The following is a 17,644-nucleotide window of genomic DNA, read 5'->3' on the forward strand; positions in this document are numbered from 1 at the left end:
GACGGGCCCGCTGCGGGCCCCCTATAGGATCCGCGCATGACGACGACCGAACGCGAGATCACCGGCCCGGTCGACCTCTGCCTGCCCGACGGTGGTCTGAACCCGGCCGCGGTCGGCTGGTCCCGGGTGCCGCTGCACCGCGCCAATCTGCGCGGCTGGGGCCGGACGAAGCGCTGGGAGTACTGGTGCGTGACGACACCCACGCACCTGGTGGCACTGACCGTCAGTGATCTCGACTTCCTCGCCCTGAACACCGTCTACCTGCTCGAATACACACCGGGCGGGCTCGAACTGGAGCGCACCGCGATCATCCCCGGCGGCTTCGGCGCCGGACTCCCGGACACCGTGGCGGGCGCCCCCGGCTCCAGGGACGCGGTGGTGGGCCCCGAGCGTCCGTCGGGCGGCAAGGTGCGCATCGAGATCCGCGACGAGAACGCCGGCACCCGTCTGAGGGCCCGCTGCCTGACCGCGGACAAGCTGCCCGTGGAGGTCGACCTGCTGGTCGCCCGGCCCGCGGGGCACGAGTCGCTGTCGGTCGTCGTGCCGTGGAGCGGACAGCGCTTCCAGTACACCTCCAAACACACCGCGCTCCCCGCGTCGGGCCGGGTCCGGATCGGCACCGAGTTCCTGGAGTTCGACGGGGACGACACCTGGGCGGTCCTGGACCACGGCCGCGGCCGCTGGCCGCGCACGGTCGACTGGAACTGGGGCGCCGCCTCCGGACGCACCGGCGGTCACACGGTGGGCCTCCAGTTCGGCGGCCGCTGGACGGCGGGCACGGGCTCCACGGAGAACGGGCTGTGCGTGGACGGCCGGCTCACCAAGATCGGCGAGGAGCTGGACTGGCGCTGGACGCCGGCGGACCACCTCGCGCCCTGGACCATCCGTACGCCGTCGTCCGGCCAGGTGGACCTGACGTTCACCCCGTTCCACAACCGGTCGACACGCACGGAGACCGGATTGATCGCCAACCGCACGGACCAGTGCTTCGGCCACTACGACGGGCGGATCCGCACGGACGACGGCACGGAGATCGCGGTGGAGCGGCTGCTGGGCTGGGCGGAGGACGTCCACATGCGCTGGTGAGGGAACGCACTCACCGGACGGCGCGGGCGAGAACCTACCCGCCGACGGAGAAGGCGAGGCTCCCCAGTCCACCGGCGGCGCCCGCGCGCCGCAGCGCGATCGAGCCGTACGGGGTACGGAGCCGCAGCCACGCCCCCGCAGCCAGCAGGGCCACGGGGAAATCGGGGGCGGCACGCAGAAATCCGAGCGCCTGGGCCGCGTGCACGGCACGCAGCGGAAGCTCCGTGCCACCGACGGTCCGCGACCAGATGTCGCGCCCGATGAGATCGCGCTCCGCCCGCGTGCGCCGGTCCTCCGGCAGGGCCTCGTCGCGGGCACGGAACTCGGCGACGGCATCGGTGAGCGATGCGCGAAGGGAGGGCGGGCCCGGCAGCCCGGACTGCTCCTCCCAGCCGCCGCGCGGAGGAAGGACGCCCGTCCACGGCGGACCGGTGACCGGCGCGGGGACGGCACCGGAACCGGTCGACTCCTCCAGTGATTCGAGGAGCTCACCGGCGGACACGGTGACGTCGAAGTCGTACGTGTCGGCGAGCCGCACGGCCCGGATCGCCAGCACCTCGAACGACGGCGGCCGGCCGAACACGGCGAGCGCACCGCCGCCGGCCTGCAGCCGTACGGCCGCGGCGCGGTCGTAGTGGAGCAGCCGACCGAGGAAGGCCGCAAGATCTGCGGCCTCCCTCGCGTCGGCGAACTGCAGGGACTGCACGGGTGCGGTCATGCCGCGGCGGGCTCCTCGGCCAGGTACTTCTGGAGGAAGAGCTTCTCCTCGGCGGTGATCCGCCGGGGCCGCTCCTCGGCCAGGTCGTACGGCACGACGATGGTCGACGCCCGCACGTACACCTGCTCCGGGTCCTTGATCTCGTAGGCGATCGTCAGGGACGCGGCACCTATCTTCGTGACCCAGGACTCGACGGTCACCGGCGCGTGCCGGTGGACCAGGGGCCGCACGTAGTCGATCTCGTGCCGGGCCACGACGGAACCGCCCGAGAAGGACGGCGAGCCGTCCCCCGGCGCCAGCCGGAACATGAAGTCGATGCGCGCCTCCTCCAGGTAGCGGAGGAAGACCACGTTGTTCACGTGGCCGAAGGCATCCATGTCCGACCAGCGCAGCGGGCAGCTGTAGATGTGACGAGCCAAGACGATCAGCCTCGCGTGAGCTTCTTGTACGTGGCACGGTGCGGACGGGCCGCGTCCGCACCGAGACGCTCGATCTTGTTCTTCTCGTACGACTCGAAGTTGCCCTCGAACCAGTACCACTTGGACTCGCCCTCGTAGGCGAGGATGTGAGTGGCGACGCGGTCCAGGAACCAACGGTCGTGGGAGATGACCACGGCCGCACCGGGGAACTCCAGCAGCGCGTTCTCGAGCGAGGACAGGGTCTCGACGTCGAGGTCGTTGGTGGGCTCGTCGAGGAGCAGCAGGTTGCCGCCCTCCTTGAGCGTCAGCGCGAGGTTCAGACGGTTGCGCTCACCACCGGAGAGCACACCGGCCGGCTTCTGCTGGTCCGGCCCCTTGAAGCCGAACGCGGAGACGTAGGCCCGCGAGGGCATCTCGACCTGGCCCACGTTGATGTAGTCCAGCTCGTCCGACACGACGGCCCAGAGGGTCTTCTTCGGGTCGATGTTGGCGCGGCTCTGGTCGACGTAACTGATCTTGACCGTGTCGCCGACCTTGATGGAGCCGGCGTCCGGCGTCTCCAGGCCCTGGATCATCTTGAACAGCGTGGTCTTGCCCGCACCGTTCGGGCCGATGACGCCGACGATGCCGTTGCGCGGCAGCGTGAACGACAGGTCGTCGATGAGGACCTTGTCGCCGAAGGCCTTCGAGAGGTTCTCGACCTCGACGACGATGGAACCGAGCCGCGGGCCCGGCGGAATCTGGATCTCCTCGAAGTCCAGCTTCCGCATCTTGTCCGCCTCGGCCGCCATCTCCTCGTACCGGGCGAGACGCGCCTTGGACTTGGTCTGGCGCCCCTTGGCGTTCGACCGCACCCACTCCAGCTCTTCCTTGAGCCGCTTCTGCCGCTTCTCGTCCTTGCGGCCCTCGACCTTGAGGCGGGTGGCCTTCTTCTCCAGGTACGTGGAGTAGTTGCCCTCGTACGGAATGGCGCGGCCGCGGTCGAGCTCCAGGATCCACTCGGCGACGTTGTTCAGGAAGTACCGGTCGTGGGTGACGGCCACCACGGCGCCCGCGTACTTCGAGAGGTGCTGCTCCAGCCAGTTCACCGACTCGGCGTCGAGGTGGTTGGTGGGCTCGTCGAGCAGCAGCAGGTCCGGCGCCTCGATCAGCAGCTTGCAGAGCGCGACACGGCGCTTCTCACCACCGGAGAGGTTGGTCACGGCCCAGTCCCCGGGCGGGCACCCGAGCGCGTCCATGGCCTGCTCCAGCTGAGCATCCAGGTCCCACGCGTTGGCGTGGTCCAGGTCCTCCTGGAGCTTGCCCATCTCGTCCATGAGCGCGTCGGAGTAGTCGGTCGCCATGAGCTCGGCGACCTCGTTGAACCGCTTGAGCTTGCCCATGATCTCGGCAGCGCCGTCCTGGACGTTCTCCAGTACGGTCTTCGCCTCGTCGAGCTTGGGCTCCTGCATGAGGATGCCGACGCTGAACCCGGGCGACAGGAAGGCATCACCGTTGGACGGCTGCTCCAGGCCCGCCATGATCTTCAGCACCGTGGACTTACCGGCACCGTTGGGACCCACCACACCGATCTTCGCGCCGGGCAGGAAGCTCAGCGTCACGTCGTCAAGGATGACCTTGTCGCCGTGCGCCTTGCGTGTCTTGCGCATCGTGTAGATGTACTCAGCCAAGAGAAACCGTCCGGCAATCGATGAGTGGGCAGATACACCCCATCTTGCCTGACTGCCACCTCTTGACGGAAACTCGTATCGGTGGGCGGGCCTGACCTGGCCGTACGCCTGACTGCGGTTGTAGGCGAACTGTCACCGGCTGTCGCGTTCGGTCACGCTCGCCCGACAGTCCTCACGCGTGCCCCGGCCCGCGGGACCCGAAGGAACGCGCTCGGAGGGCGTCGCGAGCAGCCCCGCTCACACACCAGCTACGCACGAGCCATATGCGGGCATTCAGGTACCAAACGGCTAGGGTCGAGCGGTGAGTCGAATCGAGAGGACCGCCGAGGGTGCGGGGCCGTTCACGACGCGGCTGACCTGGCGCCTCGATGACGGCGGCACTGCGGTCTGGGAGTCCCGGCGGGCGCGCAAGCGCGGGCTGCTCACCGTGCGGGGGGCCGGCGATCGCGCACCCCGTTCCCGTAGGGCGGACAGCGCGTCGGTCAGTCGTCTCCGCAGGCTGAATGCCATCGCGGCGAGTGCGTTCGCGGTGGGTGGGGGCCTCTTCGCCTTCGGGGCCGCTGTCGCACAGTTCGGCGCAGGTGATGCGACGGGAGCCTGGATCTACTTCGCCGGCGGCCTGTTCTTCAACACGGGCGGCTACGTGTCGCTTCTCCAGGCGGTCAACGCCCCTCGCCAGGACGACGGAGCCGGGGCGCTTGCCGCGCGGCGATGGAGATGGTGGAGCTACGAGCCCGGCCGGATCGACTGGCTGAGTACCTTCCTGCTGTTCGTGGGCACGCTTGTGTTCGGCATCAACTTGCTGAGCTCCCTGTTGCAGGGGCTCTCGGTGCAGCAGGTGAACCGGCTGATCTGGGCCCCTGACCTGGTCGGGTGCTCCCTGTTCCTCGTCTCGGGGCATCTGGCCCTGGTGGAGGTCTGCCACGGCCGGCCGGGAATCCGGCCCCGCGATCTCGGCTGGTGGATCGTCGCGGTCAACCAGCTCGGGTCCGTGCTCTTCATGGTCGCGGCACTGGCCGACTTCACCCGCCCTGCCACGGCGAGCGTCTTGAACGACGACATCGCCAACTGGGGCACCCTCACGGGAGCACTGTGTTTCTCCGCTGGAGGGGTGCTCCAGCATTTCGAGCGTCCGTGAGCTCCCGCTCAGGACGTGCTCGACGGACTCCGGTGAAGGCCGAGGGAGTGTCCAGGAGCCGGCGCGAGTCAGGGCGGGTCCGGAGCCGGCGCCCGGTCGGCCAGAGCCGAATGCAGGGAGCACCCCCCGGGCAGGATGGCAGCGGAGGGCCGGGCCGTCTTCTGGGGGGACACCATGGGCAGCACCACGCTTGCGCTCGTCGTTGCGACAGTCGGCGTAACCGGCACCCTGCTCTCACCGCTTCTCGCACAACGAGTGGTCGCACGCGTCCAGGCGGAACAGTTCGATCGTGAGCAACGAGCGGCTCACGCCCAGTGGCTTCGCGAGCAGCAGGTTTCGGAGCTGATCCGTCGACGCGACTGCTACGTGACGGTCAACGCGGCCTTCCGTCTCTACCGGACACGTCTGATGGACTTCCTCTGGGACTTCGACAGGGGGCAGGCCACCCCGGAGGGACGAGAGGCTGTCGAGGAGGCGAGACGCGACCATCATTCGACGTTCGCCGAGGCCCAGCTGATCGTGTCCGGGACGGTACTGGTCGAGCTGGACGGTATGACCGCGGCGCTGTCGGAGGTGTACCGCCGGATCATGTCTCTGGCGGAAGGACACCCGGACGCCGATGGCTCCTTCGAGGATATCCGGGCAACGGACTTCCCGCTGCTCTGGGAACGATGGGACCACATGCGCAATGTCATGCGAGCGGATCTGGGAGTGGGGCCGGGCCCAGAGGGTCGTCCTCCGGCCGGCTCCTAGCGACCTCGTACCGCGCGGGCCGCGGTCCCGCTCGCGCACCGCGGGATTCCGGCCCGAATACGCCACCGCCCCGGCCTGCCGAAGCCGTACCGGGGCAGTGGTCAGGGCGTCGTGCGGTGCGCCTGGCGGGGGTGCTCGTTACTCGCCGGTGGACTGGTCCTTGCGGCGGCGGAGGAAGAAGACCGCGCCGCCGCCGATGACGACCAGGGCGATCGCGATGCCCGCGATGATCGGGGTGGCGTTGGAGCTTCCGGTCTCGGCCAGGTTGCCTTCGGCGCCGGCCGTGCTGCCGCCTGCCGTGGCGGTGGTCGTGACGGGCTGGTCGGCCGTCTGGACGTCGAGGCCGCCGGTGTCCGTGCCGGTCGTCTTGCAGTCCAGGACGCCCTTGAAGGTGCGGGTGAAGCCGCCCGGGCCGGTGACCGTGACGTCGTACGCCTGGTCCTCGGCCACCGGGACGGTCACCGTCTCCGACTTGCCGGGCTGCACGGTGTGCTGTGCGCCGGCCAGGTCGAAGGTGAAGGGGGCGTCGCCCTTGTTGCTCGCGGTGACGTCCACGCCGCCCTTGGCGCAGTTCTTCTTCGCGGTGACCGCAGGGATCGCGCCCTTGCCCGCCCAGGTGGCGGTGGCGGTCGCGGAGACCGTGGACTCGCTGGAGCCGGCCAGGATCTGGGTCTGGCTCTTGGTGGCGCCGGCGAAGGCCCGGCCGACGGGGACCGAGGTGGTGGCCTGGACGGTCAGGGACGCGGAACCGTCCGCCGCGTCGGCCGGCACGTCGAAGAAGAGCTGGGAGCCGTTGGCCGCCGTGGTGACGGCCTTGCCCTTCTTGTCGGTGATCTTCACGCCGCTGGCGGAGTCGGCGGGCGGGGTCACGGAGACCTGTCCGGCGTTGGTGCGGACGGTGACCGGGCCGATCCGCTCACCGGAGCGGCCGGACACCGCGCCCGGGTCCAGGGCCAGGGACGCCTTGGGTTCGGCGGTGTCGGTGGCGGACTTCTCCAGCCAGTCGGCGAGCTTCTCCGCCTGGGCGTCGGATGCCCTGACGTCGGCGTCGTCCGAGTAGCGCCAGATGGCCACCTGCGTGCCGGCCGCCGCGGTGCGCTCGGTGAGGGGGCCCGTCCCGGCCTCCTTCGCGAGTGCCTGGAGGTCGTCCGTCTGCGGGTAGGAGTGCTCCAGGATCCAGCGGATCCGGCCGGCGTTCTTGTTGGCGCCGAGCGAGGTCTGGTTCCAGGGGGTCTCCAGGTACTTGGCCTGGTCCTGGGTGGGGTTGTGGATGTCGATGCAGTAGGTCTTGAGCTTGCCGCCGCCGTCGACCGTCATCTCGAAGAGCCCGGCGGGCAGCTGCTGGTCCTTGCCGTCCGTGCGGAGGACCGCGGTGTCGAAGGTCTTCAGCCCGTCCAGGGCCGCGGTCGCGCCACCCTGGTGCTGCGGTGCCTCGTCGGCGACGGCGCCGCCCGCGCCGGCGAGGGCGCCGGCCATGACCAGAGCGGATGCCAGCACCCCGACGGCCAGTCGGGCTGCGCCCGAGCCCCGTCGTGTGCCGGCCGTCGCCGAGGATGACGAAGCGGTCGCTGAAGAAGCAGAAAACACAGAATTCCCCTCCGGGCGAGACCCTCACGCCCGGTGCGCGTGCAGGGGAATGTCCCGCCAGCCGACTCAAGTGCCCTGTGAGTACTGAGGAATCCTAAGGACCGGGCGATGCACAGTCCCCCGTCATACCGTCCGACAACCATTCCGAATCGGAATCGTTATCCCGGGTAACGTCCCGGGTCCGGGCCCGGAACCCCTCCCGAGCCCGGAGCACGTCTCGCCCGCCAGGTGGTTCGTCAGGCGGTTTCTCAGGGGGTTCGTCAGGGGGCGGAAACCAGCTCGGGGGCAGGCTTCTGACGTGTCGTCCGGCGTCGTGTCGGCGGCCGTTCCGGCCGGCCGGCCGTTGTCGGCTCGTCCTCCGGGGCCCGTGGCGGTGCCTGAGCCGTCGTCTCCGCTGCCGCCGTCTCCGCCGGTGGCTTCGGCCTGCCCTGGCCGTCCCGTACCGCCCACTGGTCCGGCTCGCCGGTCACCGTGCGCCCGGTCCGGGCCGTCAGGCCCGGGTCGCCCCTGACCACGCGCCGGAACGCCGCCGTCCCCCGGGTCAGATCGTGTCCCACCGCCATCGCCTCGATGTCCACGAACGTCCGGCGCTGCCCCTCCCGCTCCTCCTCACGCACCTTCAGCCTGCCGTGCACCACCAGCGGTTCCCCGACGGAAACGGAACCCGACAGATTCGATGCCAGGGTGCGCCAGGCCCACACGGTGTAGAAGCTGGTGTGCCCGTCCGTCCAGAGCTCCTTCTCCCGGTCCCAGCGCCTCGGCGTCACCGCGAACCGGAATCGCGCCATTCCCCCGCTCGCGGTGTCCCGGAACTCCACACCGGTCGCCGCATTCCCCACCAGCGTCACCAAGGTCTCGTTCATGACTCCGCCTCCCCTTCGGTCCGGATTCGGTGACCGCACCCTTGCGTCCGGTCACTGATCCCATGCTGAAGGGGAGGCGGAATTCCTGCTGAGGCCTGTGGACTAACGGCCCGTTGTGGAAAACTCCGTCACCGCCACAAAGCGCTCGCGCACCTCCCGGTAGCGGACGAGTTCCGCCGACACCGGATCGAGCACCCGGGCCCGCCCGCAGGCCGCCGACGCCTCGCGCAGCCGCCGTTCGGCCTCCTGGCCGTACCGCCGCGCCGGTCCCCGGGCCGCCGCCGCGCACGACCACTCCACCAACGGGCCGCCGATGATGCCCGCCAGCATCACCAGAGCAGGCACCAGCAGTCCCGGCTCCAGTACCCCGATGATCTGGCCCGCCAGCCACAGGCCGCCGAAGATCTGCAGCAGCGTCATCGCCACCTGGGCCAGCACGGCCGCCGGCCACCAGGCCGGACGCGGGGGCTTCGTACCGCGGGCCGCGGGCGGCTGGGCCGTTGAGCCACGGTTCCCGGTGCGTGAACCGGTCGCGGTGTCCGTGGCGGTGCCAGCCGTGCCACCTGCGCCCGTGCCCGTGCCCGTACCCGTGGCGGTGGCAGCCGATCGGCCGGCCAGTTCGTCGAGTGCCTCGGGGAGTCCCTGCGCCCCGTGCACCGCGGCCTCGCGCACCGCCTGTGCCCACGGCCCGGGCAGCCCGTCCGCGGCGTCGTCCGCCACGGTGCGGACCGCCTGTTCGACCCGTTGGCGGGCGGTGAGGCGTTCCTCGGGCGGCGCGTCGAGGGCCGCCCGGTCCAGGCTTCCGGGCTGCCTGGTCGACTCGTACCAGCGCCACAGCCGCAGCCACGGCGTGCCGCACGCCCTTCCGGCGTTGCGGCGCCATTCGCGTTCGGCCGCCTGTCCGGCGGCGGCCGCGCCGACCGCCTCCGCGAGCCGGTCGGCGAACTCCTCCCGGGCCCGCTCCCCCAGTCCCGGCCGCCCCTCGGCGACGTACACGGGCCGGAGCCTGGCCGCGGCGGCGTCCACGTCCGCCGAGAGCCGGCGGGTCGCCGCCGTACGGTCCTGGACGAACCGGCCGAGCAGTTCGCGCAGTTCACCCACCCCGTCACCGGTGAGCGCGGACAGGGACAGGACGGTGGCGCCGGGTTCGCCGTGTTCGCCCAGGGCCATGCCGTCCTCGTCGAGGAGCCGGCGCAGATCGTCCAGGACGAGGTCGGCGGCCTCGCCGGGCAGCCGGTCGATCTGGTTGAGGACCACGAAGGTGACCTCCGCGTGCCCGGCGAGCGGCCGCAGATAGCGCTCGTGCAGGGCGGCGTCCGCGTACTTCTCCGGGTCCACCACCCAGATCACCGCGTCGACCAGCGCCAGCACCCGGTCCACCTGGTCGCGGTGGCCGCGTGCCGCCGAGTCGTGGTCGGGCAGGTCGACCAGGACGAGGCCCTGGAGCGCCTCGTCGGACGCGGTCGCGCCGGCCTGTGGCCTGCGCCGGAGCCGTCCGGGGATCGCGAGCCGGTCCAGCAGTCCCGCCGCCCCGTCCGTCCAGGAACAGGCCAGGGGCGAGGCGGTGGTGGGCCTGCGGAGTCCGGTCTCGGAGATCTGGGCGCCCGCGAGGGAGTTGAAGAGCGTCGACTTGCCGCTGCCGCTCGCCCCGGCGATGGCGACGACGGTGTGCCGGGAGGAGAGCCGCTGCCGGGCCGCCGCCTCGTCGAGGACCCGGCCCGCCTCGGCCAGGTCGGTCCTCTCCAGCCGGGCCCTGGACAGCCCGACGAGCTCGCGCAGGGCGTCCAGGCGGGGACTGAGCGGGCTGCCGGAGGGGACGTACGCCTCGACCTGAGGACGTACGTCGTCCTCCTGGTCCTCCGGGGGCGCCTCGTCCGGCGCGGCCGGTGCGGACTCCTCGGTGGCGGGGGTGGCGCGGCGGGCGATGAGCCCGTCGTCCCAGCCGCCGGGCGGCCGCTCCCGGTCGGTCCCGGGGCTCCCGGCGGAGGCGGAGGCCTCCGGGGCGGCTCCGGCCGCCGGTGCCTGGGCCCGGGGGGCCCGGCCCCCGCTCTGTCCCGGACCTTCGTCAGTGACGGCAGTCATCGCTGCCACCTCTCCTTCTGCAGTACGGACAGGGCGGCGATCAGTTCGGCCTGCGGCTCGGGGGCCACGTCGAGCGCGTCCAGCGGGGCGAGCCGGCGGTCGCGTTCGCCGCCGAGCACCTGGTCGAGGTAGGTGGTGAGCAGGGCCCCGCCCTTGTCACGGAGCCGCAGGGCGCCCTGGGCTCCGATGCGTTCGGCCAGTTGCTCCCCTGCGGTGCGGGCGCGGCGTCCGCCGAGGAGGGCCGCGGCGAGGAGGGTGGCGACGGTCTCGGTGTCGGGTGCGGTGTTGCGTTCCATGAGGCGCACCTCCTCCTCGGCCAGTTCCTCCAGGACCCGGCGCCAGCGGCGTACGGTCATGTCGATCCGGCCCCGGATGTCCTCGGCGGGCCCCCAGCCACCGGCCTCGCGGCCCGACGCCTCGAAGGCGAACGCGCCGGCGGCCGGCTCCCGCCGCCATGTCGTACGGATCTGTTCGTCGGCGGCGGCCACCGCGCACTCCAGGAGCGCGGCCAGGGACTCCACGAGCGCTTCGAGCACTTCCTCGGACGTGCTGTACAGCGGGTAGCCGCGCCACCGGGTCCGGGCGTCGCCGGCCAGCGCGCCGCCGTTCTGGAGCCGCCGCCGGACGCGTGCGCCTTCCGTCCGGTACGCCTCCTCGACCACACCGGTCAGCCGTACGGCGGCCGCGTACTGGGCCGCCACGGCTCCGGCGAGCGCCGGCATCCGGACGTCGAGGGAGTCGATGACGCCGGCCGCCGTCCGGCCGACCGCCTGCTGGCGGGCCGCCGGGTCCTGCGCGCGGTGGGTGAGCCAGGCGCGGAGCGGGGCTACGGCGGTGGTGGGCAGCAGCCCGCTGCCGCCGCCCGCCGACTCCGGCAGTTCGGGGATGGTGAAGCGGGGCACCTCGCCGAGCCCGGCCTTGGTGAGCAGCGCGCCGTACTGCCGCGACACCTCGGCGATGACCTGGTGCGGCACCCGGTCGAGGACGGTGACGAGGGAGGCGTCGTACTCCTTGGCGGTGCGCAGCAGGTGCCAGGGCACGGCGTCGGCGTAGCGGGAGGCGGTGGTCACCATGACCCAGATGTCCGCCGCGCAGATGAGTTCGGCGGCCAGCACACGGTTGCGTACGACGAGGGAGTCGATGTCGGGGGCGTCCAGCAGGGCGAGTCCGCGCGGAAGTCCGGGGGCGGTCTCGACGCGCAGCGCGGTCCCTTCCTCGGCCGCGCTCCCGTCGAGGCCGTCGAGGTCGTCGCACTGGCCGGGGTCGGCCGACTCCTCGGGCGGCAGCCAGACCCGGGTGAGCTGGGGCAGCACCCGGATCCCGGCGAACCAGTGCTGGTCGTCCGGGTGGCAGACGAGCACCGGTGTCCGCGTGGTCGGCCGCAGTACGCCGGCCTCGCTGACCCGGCGTCCGACGAGGGAGTTCACGAGCGTGGACTTGCCCGCGCCGGTGGATCCGCCGATGACCGCGAGGAGGGGTGCCTCGGGGTCCTTGAGCCTGGGCAGCAGGTAGTCGTCGAGCTGGGCGAGCAGTTCGATCCTGGTCTGCCGGGCGCGTGGAGCTCCTGGGAGCGGGAGTGGAAGACGCACGGCAGCGACACGGTCGCGCAGGGCGGAAAGTGCGTCGATGAGCTGAGGCCGTACGTCCAAGGTCACCACATGCGAAGAATGCCCAATTTTGGCGCCTTTTTGAAGCGTATAGCCACCTCTGCGCGCCGGTTCCCCCGTCCGGACAGACGGGACGAGTGGGGCGCAGGCATAACGAGTGCACAACACCCGGGGCGTGAGGCGCCAAAACCGGTGCAGGAATCGCACCTACCTGCGATTATCGTCTCGCTTCACCGAACCTCCACATCGTGCCACGCAGGTGAAGCAACCGGGACGAGTCAATCGGAGCCCTATCCTTGTCCCGGCAAGGTCACGGACCGCCCGGGTCCCAGGGGCTCCAGGCCACCGAGGCCACCACCGGCCCCCGTAGCTCAGTGGATAGAGCAGGCGCCTTCTAAGCGCTTGGCCGCAGGTTCGAGTCCTGCCGGGGGCGCACCGCCCGTACGTCGTCAGGCCCTCCTTCGGGAGGGCCTTTTTTGCAGGTCACAGCACGGTAGCGAGGTGCGTGTAGCGAGCGCGTAAGCGGCGGGCCGCGCCGCTGCCCGGCCCCGGCACGCGGATGTAGGGGCGTCATAGAAGGGCGGGGGAATCTGGCGGTACTGCCCGGGCAACCGCCTCAAGGGAGATTCGATGAAGTGCCCGCTCCGTCCCACGACCACGGTCAAGAACACGCCACTCGACACGGCCGCCACTCCGCCCGGCACAGACGGACGAGCTGCGCCCCCTCGGGGATGACAGCGAGGACTCCCCGCATTCCCCGGACACCCCGGACACCCCGCCGGGACGGCTGGATCCGTTCCCCGAAGCGGCCGGGCAGGATCTGCCGGACCGATGGGGCGGCTACTGAACCGGCTCCACGGGCACGGCGAGTTCATCGGACCAGCACGACATCACTTGAAGGCGTTGACGCATGACAGACATTCAGGCGGTCCGGCTCGAACAGGTCAGCAGGTGCTACGGGGCCGGCACCTCCGCGGCGGTGCGTGCCCTCGACGAGATCTCCGTGGGCTTCGAACGCACCACCTTCACCGCGATCATGGGGCCGTCCGGATCGGGGAAGAGCACGCTGCTGCAGTGTGCGGCCGGACTCGACCGGCCCGACTCGGGCCGGGTGGTCGTCGACGACGTCGATCTCGGAACGCTCGGCGAGAAGGCCCTGACCGAACTGCGCAGGGACCGGATCGGTTTCATCTTCCAGGCGTTCAACCTGCTCGGCGCGCTGAGCGCCGAGCAGAACGTGGGGCTCCCCCTGCGGCTCGCGGGCCGCAGGCCCGATTCCGCGGAGGTCCGGGCCGCCCTGGCCCAGGTGGGACTCGGCGAGCGCGCCAAGCGGCTGCCCTCGCAACTGTCCGGCGGCCAGCAGCAGCGGGTGGCCATCGCCCGCGCGCTGATCACGGCGCCCGCGGTCCTGTTCGCCGACGAGCCCACCGGTGCCCTGGACAGCAGCAGCAGCCGGACCGTGCTGAAGCTGCTGCGGTCCCTGGTGGACGACCAGGGGCAGACCACGATCATGGTGACGCACGACCCGGTCGCCGCCTCGTACGCGGACCGGGTGGTCTTCCTCGTCGACGGACGCATCACCGGTGAGATGCGGGAGCCGACCGCGCAGGGTGTCGCCGAGCACATGGCCCTGCTGGAAGCGGACACGGCGCCCGCACGTGTGGGCGGTGGCGAGTGATGGGGAAGTCCTCCCTCCTGGTTCCCGTCGCGGTGGCCACGCTGCGCAAACGGTGGACCGGCTTCGCCGGCTCGTTCGTCGCGCTCACCCTGGGCGTGGCGCTCATCGCCGCGTCGGGCCTGCTCGTCAGCACGTCGGCGGGGCTGGAGAACAACGACCCGACAGCGCCGTCCCTGAAGAAGCTCCTCACGTTCATGGCCGGGATGTCCGGCTTCGTGTCGCTGTTCGTCGTGGCGTCGACGTTCGCCTTCGCCGTCGCGGGCCGGCGCCGCGAGACGGCTCTGCTGCGGGCCGTCGGCGCCACCCCGCGGCAGATCAGGCTGCTGGTGATCGGCGAGTCGGTGGCGGTCTCGCTCGTCGCCGCGGTCGCCGGTTCGCTCCTGGGCCCGGTGCTCGCACCGCTCTTCGCCCGGTGGCTGGTCGCCCGCGGCGCCGCCCCGGAGGGCTTCACCGTGGAGTTCTCGGCCGGGCCGCTGCTGATCGCCTCGGCGGTCGAGGTGGGCGTGGCGGTGCTCGGCGCCTACGCGGCGGCCCGCCGCGCCGGCCGGGTACGCCCGGTCGAGGCGCTGAACGCGGCCGCGGTGGACGGCAGGGTGATGACGGCCGGCCGCTGGGTGTGGGCCGTCGCCTACCTGGCGCTCTTCGGCACGGTGGTGGCCCTGTTCGCCACCATGCCGCCCGGCATACAGCAGGACCCGCAGCTGCGTGACCCGCAGAACCTGCCGGTCTGGGCGCTGTTGATCGACGTCATGGCCATCATGGGGCTCGCGCTGTTCGCCCCGGTGCTCGTCCCGCCACTGGTCCGGCTGCTGACCCTGCCGGTGCCGCTGGCGGCGGGCGCGGTCGGGATGCTGGCGCGGCAGAACGCGCTGGCCGCGGTGCGCCGGACGGTCTCCACCGCGACCCCGGTCTTCCTGGTGATCGGCCTGACCGGCACGGTGGTGGGCTCCACGCTCGCCTTCGGCGAGGCCAGGGCCCAGCAGTCACGTGCGGCGCTCAGCGCGCAGTACGTGGTCGAACCGGAGGACGGGTCCAGGCTCTCCGCCGCCGCGGTGCGGCATCTGCGGGACCTGCCCGACGGCCGGACCACCACCGTCCGCCCCACGCTCGTCTCCGACCTGGGCGGCGGCATGACCGGCGGGACCGTCGCGGCCACCGCCATCGACGGCGACGCGGCCGCGGCCTGGAAGCTGAAGACGGAAGCGGGTTCGCTCGACGCGCTGAAGGGCGCGTCCGTCGCGGTCTCCAGCGACCTCGCCGCATCCCACGACTGGCGGGTCGGCGACCGCCTGGACGCCGCGCTCGCCGACGGCACCCCCCTCACCGTGAAGGTGGTCGCCCTCGTCGAGACGCCGCTCAGCCTCTCCGAAGTGCTGCTCCCGTACGCCTCGGTGGCGGCGCACCTGACGGGTGACAAGCAGCCCACCGCCGCGTTCGTCTCCACCGGCTCCGGCGCCGCACCGGCACTGGCCGCCGCCGACGGGGCGAAGGTCACTCCCGCCGCGGAGTGGGGCAGCGGCGACGACGACCCGCGGGCCCGCAGCGACTGGATCACCATGATCGCCATCCTGGGGCCGGCCCTGCTCTACGCGCTGATCGCCATCATCAACACGATGATGATGTCCACCGGCGACCGGCTGCGGGACTTCGCCACGCTCCGGCTGACCGGGGGCAACGACCGGCAGGTCCTGTCCATGGTCGGGGTGGAGGCGGTCCTGACCGCCGCGACCGCGACCGTGCTCGCCGTACTCGTCACCACCGGCACCCAGGCCGCGAGCCTGATGCTCATCAACCGCCGTGTCCTGGACGCCGGTTCGGCGCTCTCGCTGAGCCTGCCGTGGACGGCCATCGGTGCCAGCGCGCTGGCGGCGCTCGCCCTCGCGCTCGTCTCCAGCGTCCTCCCGGCCCGGCTGGCGCTACGCGCCCGCGCCCTGGACCTGGCCGGCGTCCGGCAGTAGCACCCGCCGCAGAGGTCCGCCGGCGGCGTCAGCTCGCCAGCGCGGCGGGGAAGGGCCGGTGCACGACGGGTGCCTGCGCGCACAGCAGGACGAGCCGGTGGAAGCGGTACTGCAGCGGGCCGGCGCCCGTGGCGTCGGTTCCTCTCGGCGGGCGGGCGGGCTCGATGAGGGAGCTGTCGGCCAGTTCCTCCAGCAGGTCCTCGGCACGCTGGTCCTGGAGGCCGAGGACGGTGGCCGCCGCGGCTGCGGAGAACGGTCGCTCGCCGAGGACGGACAGCTTCGACAGGACCGTGCGGCCGGCGCCGTCCGTGCGTCGGAGCCAGTCCCGCAGGGTCCGGTCGACGTCGAGGCCCCCGAAGCTCAGCTCGCTCAGCCGGGCCCCGGGGTCGGCGAGGCGCCGGGCGAGCCGGGCCGGCGACCAGTGCGGCCGGGAGACGAGCTTTGCCCCCGCGATCCGCAGGGCGAGTGGCAGCCCGGCGCAGTGGCCGACGAGCTGGGCGGCGGCCTCGGGGTCGGCGGCCACCCGTGCGGCACCGGCCAGGGCCGAGAGCAGCTCCAGCGCCGCGTCGTCGTCCATCGGCCCGACCGCGAGGGTGACAGGTCCGGTGGACACGACGAGGTGGCTGTTTCCGGTGACCAGGGTGGCGGAGTGGGCACTGGCGGGCAGCAGCGGGTCGAGCTGGTCGCTGTCCACCGCGCCGTCGAGGATGACCAGCAGCCGGCGGCCGGCCGTGCGGGTGCGGTAGATCCGGACGAGTTCGTCGAGGTCGTGGGAGACCCGCTCGGACACCTCGTGCCCGAGCGCCCGCAGCAGCCCGGCGAGAACCCGGCGCGGGTCCTCGGGTCTCCCGTCACGGCCGACGAGTTCGGCGTGGAGCTGCCCGTCGGGGAAGTGTTCCTGGGCCGCGTGGGCGGCGCGCACGGCGAGGGCGGTCTTGCCGACCCCGGCCATCCCGGTGATCAGGCAGCGCCGCGCCTGCGGAGCGTCCTGCGCGTCGCCCGGGGCGAGCAGGGCCCGCAGGACGGCCAGTTCGCGTTCCCGGCCGGTGAACGGGGCGATGTCCGGCGGCAGCATGGCGGGCGGACGGTCATCGGAGCCGGAGCGGACGACCGCGAGCCCGGCCGGAGCCGCGCCGAGCACGTGCCCAGCCGGAGCCGAGGCGAGCGCGCGTACGGCCCGTGCGACACCGACATCGGCACCGGTACCGACACCGGCACCGACACCGACGGCCGTCCCGGGCTCGGGCGCCCAGGCCAAGTTGCCGCACAGAATCCCCTGATGGGCCTCCCGCAGATCGTGGCCGGGGCCGACACCGAGTTCGTCAGCGAGCAACTCCCGGCCCTCGTCGAACACCTGGAACGCCTCGGACTGCCGGCCGCACCGGTACAGGGCCGTCATCAGCTGGGCCCGCATGCGCTCGCGCAACGGGAATTCGACGACCAGGCGGATGAGTTCGGCGGTGATCCGCTGGTGTCCGCCGAGTGCGAGATCGGCTTCCAGCCGGTTTTCCAGCGTGGCCGCGTACTCCTCCTGCCAGTGCGGAGCCTCTTCCTCCTCAAGGAATTCGGTGACATCCGCGAGGGCGGGGCCGCGCCAGAGTTCCAGCGCATTGCGCAGCAGGGTGCCGGCCGCGTCGTAACGCCCGTCCTGGAGCGCCTGCCGGCCGGACCGGTCCAGCCGTTCGTACTCCACCACGTCGAGCAGGCAGCCGGTCGTGACGATCACGTACCCCGGCGCCCGGCGCTCCAGGGACACCTCGGGTTCCAGGAGCTTGCGCAGCCGCGAGACGTACGTGTGGATCTGGGCGCTCATCGTGGCCGGTGGGTTCGCACCCCACAGCAGCGCGCTGAGCCGGGAATCCGGCACCACCCGGCCCCTGGCCAGCAGAAGCGCTGCCAGCACCGTGCGCATCTTCGTTCCCGGGACGGCGATACGCAGACCCTCACGTCTGGCCTCGACCGGCCCGAGCAAGTGGAATTCCATGGCTCCCCGTTCGGCGATGGTCGTGATCCGGCTGTGCCGGTCACCCTGCCGAACGGCTGTGTTGTCCCGATTTTGATGTGATTTCGATGCCGTGCTTGAGA

At 71.9% G+C, this 17,644-nt stretch carries 13 protein-coding genes and 1 tRNA gene; 6 read left to right on the forward strand and 8 right to left on the reverse strand.

The genetic code is table 11. The features are described from left to right. Positions 1–36: 36 nt before the first annotated feature. A complete protein-coding gene (locus OG408_RS13725) occupies positions 37–1,086 on the forward strand; it encodes a DUF2804 domain-containing protein (protein WP_285563631.1) in 1,050 nt (349 codons plus the stop codon). Between the two features lie 34 nt (positions 1,087–1,120). On the opposite strand, the gene OG408_RS13730 is transcribed toward OG408_RS13725, so the two are convergent. From OG408_RS13730 to ettA, 3 genes are read right to left on the reverse strand one after another with little or no spacing between them, the layout of a single operon-like run. Then, positions 1,121–1,804 carry a hypothetical protein gene (locus OG408_RS13730; RefSeq protein ID WP_266778848.1) on the reverse strand — a complete coding sequence of 228 codons (684 nt, stop codon included), beginning with the start codon at positions 1,802–1,804 and terminating at the stop codon, positions 1,121–1,123. Continuing rightward, positions 1,801–2,223 carry an acyl-CoA thioesterase gene (locus OG408_RS13735; protein WP_266778850.1) on the reverse strand — a complete coding sequence of 141 codons (423 nt, stop codon included), beginning with the start codon at positions 2,221–2,223 and terminating at the stop codon, positions 1,801–1,803. Before OG408_RS13735 ends, OG408_RS13730 begins: the two co-directional genes overlap by 4 nt. 5 nt (positions 2,224–2,228) lie before the next feature. Continuing rightward, entirely contained in the window at positions 2,229–3,893 is a 1,665-nt protein-coding gene (gene ettA / locus OG408_RS13740) for an energy-dependent translational throttle protein EttA (RefSeq protein ID WP_266778852.1), read from the reverse strand. A 301-nt stretch (positions 3,894–4,194) separates the two neighbouring features. Between ettA and OG408_RS13745 the strand changes: the two genes are divergently transcribed. Together OG408_RS13745 and OG408_RS13750 are read left to right on the forward strand one after the other, a co-directional pair. Beyond that, entirely contained in the window at positions 4,195–5,031 is an 837-nt protein-coding gene (locus OG408_RS13745) for a hypothetical protein (protein WP_285563632.1), read from the forward strand. 174 nt (positions 5,032–5,205) lie between these two features. Beyond that, complete coding sequence (locus tag OG408_RS13750; RefSeq protein WP_326670075.1) at positions 5,206–5,784, forward strand: hypothetical protein; 579 nt, start codon at positions 5,206–5,208, stop codon at positions 5,782–5,784. Positions 5,785–5,922: 138 nt separating this feature from the next. Here the strand turns inward: OG408_RS13750 and OG408_RS13755 are convergent, their stop codons facing one another. From OG408_RS13755 to OG408_RS13770, 4 genes are all read right to left on the reverse strand, one after another. Then, positions 5,923–7,371 carry an LAETG motif-containing sortase-dependent surface protein gene (locus tag OG408_RS13755; RefSeq protein WP_326670077.1) on the reverse strand — a complete coding sequence of 483 codons (1,449 nt, stop codon included), beginning with the start codon at positions 7,369–7,371 and terminating at the stop codon, positions 5,923–5,925. Between the two features lie 260 nt (positions 7,372–7,631). Next, complete coding sequence (locus OG408_RS13760) at positions 7,632–8,234, reverse strand: single-stranded DNA-binding protein (protein ID WP_266778896.1); 603 nt, start codon at positions 8,232–8,234, stop codon at positions 7,632–7,634. 102 nt (positions 8,235–8,336) lie between these two features. Further along, a complete protein-coding gene (locus OG408_RS13765) occupies positions 8,337–10,316 on the reverse strand; it encodes a GTPase (protein ID WP_326670080.1) in 1,980 nt (659 codons plus the stop codon). Continuing rightward, positions 10,313–11,965 (reverse strand): dynamin family protein, encoded by a 1,653-nt coding sequence (locus OG408_RS13770; protein WP_285563792.1) that lies wholly within the window; start codon positions 11,963–11,965, stop codon positions 10,313–10,315. Before OG408_RS13770 ends, OG408_RS13765 begins: the two co-directional genes overlap by 4 nt. A 318-nt stretch (positions 11,966–12,283) precedes the next feature. Between OG408_RS13770 and OG408_RS13775 the strand changes: the two genes are divergently transcribed. The 3 genes from OG408_RS13775 to OG408_RS13785 all read left to right on the forward strand — a co-directional run bounded on the left by OG408_RS13775 (position 12,284) and on the right by OG408_RS13785 (position 15,559). Further along, positions 12,284–12,356 (forward strand) — tRNA-Arg (locus tag OG408_RS13775). A gap of 477 nt (positions 12,357–12,833) precedes the next feature. Beyond that, positions 12,834–13,601 carry an ABC transporter ATP-binding protein gene (locus OG408_RS13780; RefSeq protein ID WP_266778900.1) on the forward strand — a complete coding sequence of 256 codons (768 nt, stop codon included), beginning with the start codon at positions 12,834–12,836 and terminating at the stop codon, positions 13,599–13,601. Beyond that, positions 13,601–15,559 carry an ABC transporter permease gene (locus OG408_RS13785; protein WP_326670082.1) on the forward strand — a complete coding sequence of 653 codons (1,959 nt, stop codon included), beginning with the start codon at positions 13,601–13,603 and terminating at the stop codon, positions 15,557–15,559. The genes OG408_RS13780 and OG408_RS13785 overlap by 1 nt, the downstream gene beginning before the upstream one ends. Before the next feature lie 28 nt (positions 15,560–15,587). Here the strand turns inward: OG408_RS13785 and OG408_RS13790 are convergent, their stop codons facing one another. Beyond that, positions 15,588–17,543 (reverse strand): AfsR/SARP family transcriptional regulator, encoded by a 1,956-nt coding sequence (locus tag OG408_RS13790; RefSeq protein WP_326670084.1) that lies wholly within the window; start codon positions 17,541–17,543, stop codon positions 15,588–15,590. Positions 17,544–17,644 lie beyond the last annotated feature (101 nt).

Source organism: Streptomyces sp. NBC_01257 (assembly GCF_035917255.1).
Taxonomy (GTDB): Bacteria; Actinomycetota; Actinomycetes; order Streptomycetales; family Streptomycetaceae; genus Streptomyces.

Coding starts and splice junctions, on each gene's coding strand:
- OG408_RS13725 (WP_285563631.1), top strand. CDS start 37: ATGACGACGACCGAACGCGAGATCACCGGCCCGGTCGACCTCTGCCTG.
- OG408_RS13730 (WP_266778848.1), bottom strand. CDS start 1,804: ATGACCGCACCCGTGCAGTCCCTGCAGTTCGCCGACGCGAGGGAGGCC.
- OG408_RS13750 (WP_326670075.1), top strand. CDS start 5,206: ATGGGCAGCACCACGCTTGCGCTCGTCGTTGCGACAGTCGGCGTAACC.
- OG408_RS13760 (WP_266778896.1), bottom strand. CDS start 8,234: ATGAACGAGACCTTGGTGACGCTGGTGGGGAATGCGGCGACCGGTGTG.
- OG408_RS13765 (WP_326670080.1), bottom strand. CDS start 10,316: ATGACTGCCGTCACTGACGAAGGTCCGGGACAGAGCGGGGGCCGGGCC.
- OG408_RS13780 (WP_266778900.1), top strand. CDS start 12,834: ATGACAGACATTCAGGCGGTCCGGCTCGAACAGGTCAGCAGGTGCTAC.
- OG408_RS13785 (WP_326670082.1), top strand. CDS start 13,601: ATGGGGAAGTCCTCCCTCCTGGTTCCCGTCGCGGTGGCCACGCTGCGC.
- OG408_RS13790 (WP_326670084.1), bottom strand. CDS start 17,543: ATGGAATTCCACTTGCTCGGGCCGGTCGAGGCCAGACGTGAGGGTCTG.